Consider the following 6,006-nt stretch of genomic DNA (forward strand, 5'->3'; position numbering starts at 1 on the left):
AAATAGATTCTCAGGAGCAAAAAAACTGAAATATGCGCACGTTGCCAAGAATATTTACGTCTCCAGCACCACGACCGCGGCAGCCGACTCCCGGAGGTGCGTGAGGGAGACCCAGATATTCTTTATCGCTCGTGGCGCCAACGTCTTAGCCGTCGCGTCCAGCAGTCGCAGCTGCGGCGCGCCTTGATCGTCGGGGAGTATCTCCACTTCGTGGAAAACGGTCCCCGCCGCCCATCCCGTCCCAAGCGCTTTAAAGAAGGCCTCTTTGGCGGCAAAACGGGCGGCGTAGTGCTGCGCGGGGTGCGCTTTTGCGTTGCAGTAGGCGATTTCGTCCGGGGAAAAAACCAGCTCGCGGAAGCCCTGCTCCCTGGCGATCCGCGTCGCGACGCGGTCCACTTCGATCATATCGATGCCAATGCCGAGGATCATATCTTTTGCAGGCTCCGTTATTTTGCGCGCGGCGCGCTCATGTGGCGCAACGCTCCATTTGCTTTCGAATATACGTCTCTTCGGTCGTCGTCGCGACCTCCTTCGTGAGCGCCTCGCCATAGTAATGGCACGCTCCTTCGTAGTCCTCCCTTTTGTACAGGTAGTCGCCGGCGAGCACATAGGCGTGGAAATACTCCGGGTCCAGCGCGACCAGCTCCGCCGGGTCTATTGTCTCACCCCGATCCATCTTTTGCTTTAGCGCACGGAAGGCCAGGTAATTTTTGAACTCCTGCGTCTGCATGAACGGGTCCGCCGCCACTTCGCTTACGGCCACTTCCGCGGTTGGGTCGGCGATGGACCAGGCGTGGCGCAGGTCGTAGCAGATATAGGGCCCCTCCTGCCAGGGTGCCGTGGAGACCCAGGCGCGGAGCCGGTGGGGTTCAAAAACGATGGAGTGGTGGGCGATGAACTGGTTGATGGCCTTTTCGTTACCCAGGCCGATGTCGGCGCCGCCCTTGCCGCGGAAGTCGCGGAGGATTTTTATGGTTTTGTCCACCGAATTCGGACCGAGGCCGTCGAGCAGCTCTTCCAGCCGCGCCTGGCGGTAGGGGCTGGCGCTGGACTCCATGTCGGCGGTATTGGTTTCGGAGCTCCCCAGGCCGCGGCTCTGGAAGTGGTTGGCGCAGGTGATGCGCTCTTCGCCCGGGTCGTAGACCTCGAGCGCCTTGGGCGTCTTTTCGATCAGCACCGCCTTACCGTCGGCGGCCGAACCGACCAGGAAGGACTCCGAGACGAACATCGTCCGCTTCTCCGCGATGGCCAGCGCTTCTTGTATGTTGGCCGCGTATTGCAGGATTTCCCGGGCGACCAGCGACACCGGCGTGGCCGAGCCCAGCGGAATCGTCGACTTGGCGGCATTGATCGTAACCGTTAGCCCGTGCTCGTTCATCCCCGACGTCACGCCGATAAACCCGCCCCAGGTCAGGAACATAAACCGGTGGCCCTCCGACGGCGCCTCGAACTGGACGATCTTGTTGAGCGCAAATTTGTCCCCCACATAAAAGTCGAAGTTGCGCCCGATGATCAGCTCCCCGTCCTCCGACAGGCTGCCCCACGTCCCGAAGGAGGTACAGCCCACCAGCGCCAGGTTTTGCAGCGCGTGTCCGATGTCGTGCGCCGCATGATAGTTGAGCATGCGCTGGTAAGGCGTCCCGATATACGCATACCGGTCCGGCGCCGAGCGCGACACCCCGTAGATCTCGAGCTTGTACTCCGTCGTCACGTGCCGCGGCAGCTTCCGGTTGAAAAAGCCGATGAAATACTTGAGGAGCTTCAGATACCCCTGTGACGGGATCATCTTTATAATCTGTTCGTGGAAATAGTCCTCCTGGAGCGCTATCAATTCCGCCGCCAGCTTGCCATAGATGACACCCCGTTCGTAAGGCCTGCCCTCCACGTAGAGCTCATACAGCCCGCTGGCGCCGCGGCGCCGCCAGTTCCGGCCGATGGTATACACGCCCGGGGCGATCTCGGTCCGGTTCATCGCGTCCGCGCTCCGATCGTGCACGCGGGGCGGCGATAGGCGCGTCACCGACCAGGCGTACAGGACCATCAATAGAAGGGGTACGAATACGTAAATGAAAATCATGCGTTCTTTATTTTTTCTACAAAATCATCCCGGCCCAGCAGGTCGGCGCAAGTGGCCAGGCTACTGATGGCGGCGCCCAGGATGCCATGCAAATTAAGGTTTTGCCCGGTCAGGAAGAGCCCTTCCACCTTTGTCCGGGCCGGAATGATGGTTTTTACGGGGTTACGGTAGTCTTTGACGATGCCATACAGCGAGCCGTCGGCGGTGCCCAGGTAGTCGCGGAACGACAGCGGGGTGGAGGCGTACCAGTGCGCGACCTCCGCCGCCAGCTCCGGGAACCGCTCCGCCACGCAGCGCATCAATTGCCCGTATTTCCGCCGTTTGAAGGCCTCATAATCCGCACCGCGGGCCTCCGCGTGCGCACCGCCCTCGCCCGCGCGGGCCTCCGCGTGCGCTACGGTATTGAACGTTCCCGCCCATGGCGCGACCTCGTCGTAGCGCATATAGCTCATGATCGTGACCGACGAGGCGTAGGACGGGTCGGTGCGCGACCTCCCGTAGAACAGCGCGTATCCCCGCGGCCAATCCGCCCCGGTATAGCCGGTTTGCGTCCAGGCGCAGCCCGGCCGCATGTAGTAATAGTTGTGCTTCTCGTAGCGCACGGTCCGAGGTTGCAACACCAGGTTCACGCAAAAGCTGGCGATCGAATTCTCCAGCGAACCGATCCGCCCGCGGTACGCCGGTTTGAGGAGCGCGGACGGCGTCAGCGCCAGGGTCTGCGCCGGGTGCAGACTCGAAACGATCGCGTTGGCATAAACCTTCGAGCCATCGGCCAGGACCAAATGGGTTACGCGGCCGTTTTCCTCGACGATTTGCGTCACCTCCGCCCGCGTCCGCACGTCGCCGCCGTGCGAACGGATGGACCGCGCCAGCACTTTGGCGAGCTGTCCGCCGCCGTCGGTACACTTCCACGAGCTTTCGATAAAGCTGTTCAGCACCAGCGCGTGGACATAGAACGGCGTCTTGCCGGGTTGCCCCGCATATAGGATATTATTGCCCGCGAGCACCTCACGGAGCTTTTCATTCTTTGTAAAGCCTTCGATCGTCGTCCGGGCGTCGGTTTCGAGCACTCCCGCCTTTTCCGAGTAGACACCGCCCGCCCGCAGGTTATACAACGGGAACCGGCTGCACACGTCGCGGATGGCGTCCGCATAGGCCAGGATGCCCGCGCGCTCCGCCGGGAACCGGGCCGCCAGGGTATCGACAAACCGGTCATACCCCTGGGCAAAGGCGTATTCCGTGGGGTCGTCGCCAATCAGGATGGTATCAAAGGCGTCTTCGTCCAGCCGGGTCAAATGCAGCTCGTCCATGATCCCCAGGTACTTGAAGATCTGGTACAGGTTTTGCCCCGGCGCCAGCCCCCCCATGTAGTGCACCCCCGCGTCAAAGAGGACCTTGTCCCGCGTATACGTCTGCAACGCCCCGCCGATCTGCGGGTTCTTTTCGAGCACGCACACCCGAAGGCCCTCACGCGCCAGGACGCCGGCACAAACGAGGCCGCCGATGCCGCTGCCGATGACGAGGACGTCAAAGGCGCCGCCACGAGCCGCACCGCCGTGCCTCGCCCCGCCGGACGCGCCGGGGTCGAGCCCGCTATTTTCGATGCCGGATGACATACACGACGTTTGAGGTGAACTTCGTATTATCGATGGGCTGGCACTCCATATTCAGCTCCGCGGCGATGTCGCGGATTTCCTGGAAGGAGAAGAACGACAGGCCGGCGTCGGTCGTTTTGTTGAACCCATAGAAGCGTGTGCTGAACCATTCGGTGTAGCGTGTACCCTGGTGACGCTGTTTTAGGTCTTTGTCGCCGTCGCGGATGACCAGCACACCGGTCTGGGATAGATGCGCTATACACCGCCGCACGAGCGCCTGACGGTCGTCGGGTTGGAGGTAGTGGAGCATATCCGCCAGCACGATCCCGTCATAGACGCGGTCGAACCCGAAGGTCGTGGCGTCCGCCTGCATCCACCGGATCGGGGTGCGCGTCGGTCCCGCGGGCACCGACCCGTCCGCCGAAAAGCTGTGCGCCGCGACATCGACCTTGTCCTCGTCGTAGTCGAACGCAGTGATGCGACGTCCCGGTGCGCTAAAGGAAAGCATATAGCTCATAAACCCATACCCGCACCCGATGTCGAGTATCTCGCCACTCAGCGGCAGCAGCTCGTGGAATAATTGGTAGTTGCCCTCCATCGAGGTCTTGACGCGCATGTACCACTCCAGCACGGGGCCCTTATAGATGTAGTTGTACGTCAGCAATTCGCGATAGTAGGCCGGTTGCTCCTCCTGGCGCGAGAATTCGGCGAACGCTTCCCGGAAATAGCGGTTGACCGACTTGGTTTGCCCGGCGTAGGGCGCGGCGGCCGGGGCGTCCTGCGGGGCGGGCGCCCCGGCGGGCGCGATGCGCGGCAGGAACTTTATCGCGATGCGCCCGTCCTTTAGAAGGAAGTCCCCCTTGGTGATGGTGTAGCCCGACCCGTGTAGCATCACCGGTAGGATATCGAGCTGTAGCTCCTGCGCCAGGTAGAACGCGCCTTTGTGGAAGCGGCGGATGGCGCCGTCGCGGGAGCGCGAGCCTTCGGGGAAGACGACGATCGAGTAGCCCTCGGCTACGCGCTGCCGTAGCTTATCGACGCTGCCGCTCGCGCCGTGCATGATGGGGTAGTAGTCGGCCAGGCGGACGATCCCGCCCATGATGGGGGAGTTCCAGACCCAGCTGTTGGTCAGCAACAGGAACTTGGGGTATTGCATCTGGATCAGCAGGCTGTCCAGGAAGGATTGGTGGTTGACGATCAGCAGGGAAGGCTTGCTGAAGTCCTGCGGGTTGACGATCCTTTTGCGGACGTTTGCCATCACGTAGATCAATGAACGTATAAATAAAGACTTGACCACGTGAAACGCATACTTGCTGCGGCGCCGGCCGAAAGGACGCAACCGCACGAGCAGGAACCCGATCAGCGTCAGCAACAGGCTTCCCGCCGCGAAGTACGTATACGACACGAGCGTCTTCAGGAAACCCGAGAGCGTCCACGGGAAACGCCCCTTGGCGACGCGGTCGGTGATCAGCGTTTTGAACAGGAACGGAATCAGGATTTGGGATAGCACCACGACGCAAAGGATGCCCACGATCGAAATGATGGCGATGGAACGGAGCGCCGGGTGACCGGCGAAAACGAGGACGCCGAGCCCCGCCATCGTGGTGATGGCCGATAGGAATATGGAAGACTTGTAGGAGTCGAGGTTTTTTTTACCCGTTTTGTATTCCTGGAGGAGGCCGTCCATGATAAACAGGCTGTAGTCGTCGCCCATCCCGAAGATAAACGCGGAGATGATGATGTTGATGATGTTGAAGTCGATCTTCAGGAGCGCCATGATCCCGAGGATCCAAAGGAAGGTGATGACCATCGGGATGAATGACATCAGCGTCAGCTCGATACGCCCGTATGTCAGCAGGAGCACCGCGAACACCAGGATGGAGCTCATCCAGGCGATGCTCCCGAAGTCGTTGTTGATAAGGTCGATGAATTTGCCCGTTAGGTATTGGCGGTCGAGCACCGTCACGTTGGGCGAAGTGGCGAAGGCGTCGTATACCTTTTGCCGCCCTTCCGGCGTCACCTTTACCAGTGTTACGACGGTGGCCTTGTCCGGGGTTTCGGTGATGTAGTCGTCCAGATAGGATTTGCGGACTTGCGCGAACGTCTCGCGGTCCACGGGTGTGTATGGAGCGTCGAGCGTCGAACGGTAAGCCATGAGCGCTTCAGGCTTGAACCCGGCCGCGATGCCCGCGGCCCGCAAGGCGGTAAGAAGCGAGTCTTTCCGGGCCGGGCTCCAATACCGGTTCCAGCGGGCGATCCGCAAGCGTTGCAGCGAATCCGACAGCAACAACGACGACACCCCGGAATACTTCTTCACGAAACCCGAGTCGGTCA

Annotated in this window: 4 protein-coding genes; all 4 read right to left on the bottom strand. The window is 61.1% G+C overall.

The features are described from left to right. Nucleotides 1-54 precede the first annotated feature (54 nt). Nucleotides 55-429 carry a holo-ACP synthase gene (gene acpS, locus VL547_RS05395; RefSeq protein ID WP_325576012.1) on the bottom strand — a complete coding sequence of 125 codons (375 nt, stop codon included), beginning with the start codon at nt 427-429 and terminating at the stop codon, nt 55-57. A gap of 37 nt (nt 430-466) precedes the next feature. Beyond that, complete coding sequence (locus VL547_RS05400; RefSeq protein ID WP_325576014.1) at nt 467-2,077, bottom strand: C45 family peptidase; 1,611 nt, start codon at nt 2,075-2,077, stop codon at nt 467-469. After that, nucleotides 2,074-3,693, bottom strand: a complete 1,620-nt coding sequence (locus VL547_RS05405; protein WP_325576016.1) for an NAD(P)/FAD-dependent oxidoreductase — start codon at nt 3,691-3,693, stop codon at nt 2,074-2,076. Before VL547_RS05405 ends, VL547_RS05400 begins: the two co-directional genes overlap by 4 nt. Then, nucleotides 3,671-6,006 (bottom strand): 1-acyl-sn-glycerol-3-phosphate acyltransferase (locus VL547_RS05410; RefSeq protein WP_325576018.1); only part of this gene is annotated, 2,336 nt, incomplete at its 5' end. The genes VL547_RS05405 and VL547_RS05410, both read right to left, overlap by 23 nt.

This window comes from Dinghuibacter sp. (assembly GCF_035492835.1).
GTDB lineage: Bacteria > Bacteroidota > Bacteroidia > Chitinophagales > Chitinophagaceae > Dinghuibacter.

Coding starts and splice junctions, on each gene's coding strand:
- acpS (WP_325576012.1), bottom strand. CDS start 429: ATGATCCTCGGCATTGGCATCGATATGATCGAAGTGGACCGCGTCGCG.
- VL547_RS05405 (WP_325576016.1), bottom strand. CDS start 3,693: ATGTCATCCGGCATCGAAAATAGCGGGCTCGACCCCGGCGCGTCCGGC.
- VL547_RS05400 (WP_325576014.1), bottom strand. CDS start 2,077: ATGATTTTCATTTACGTATTCGTACCCCTTCTATTGATGGTCCTGTAC.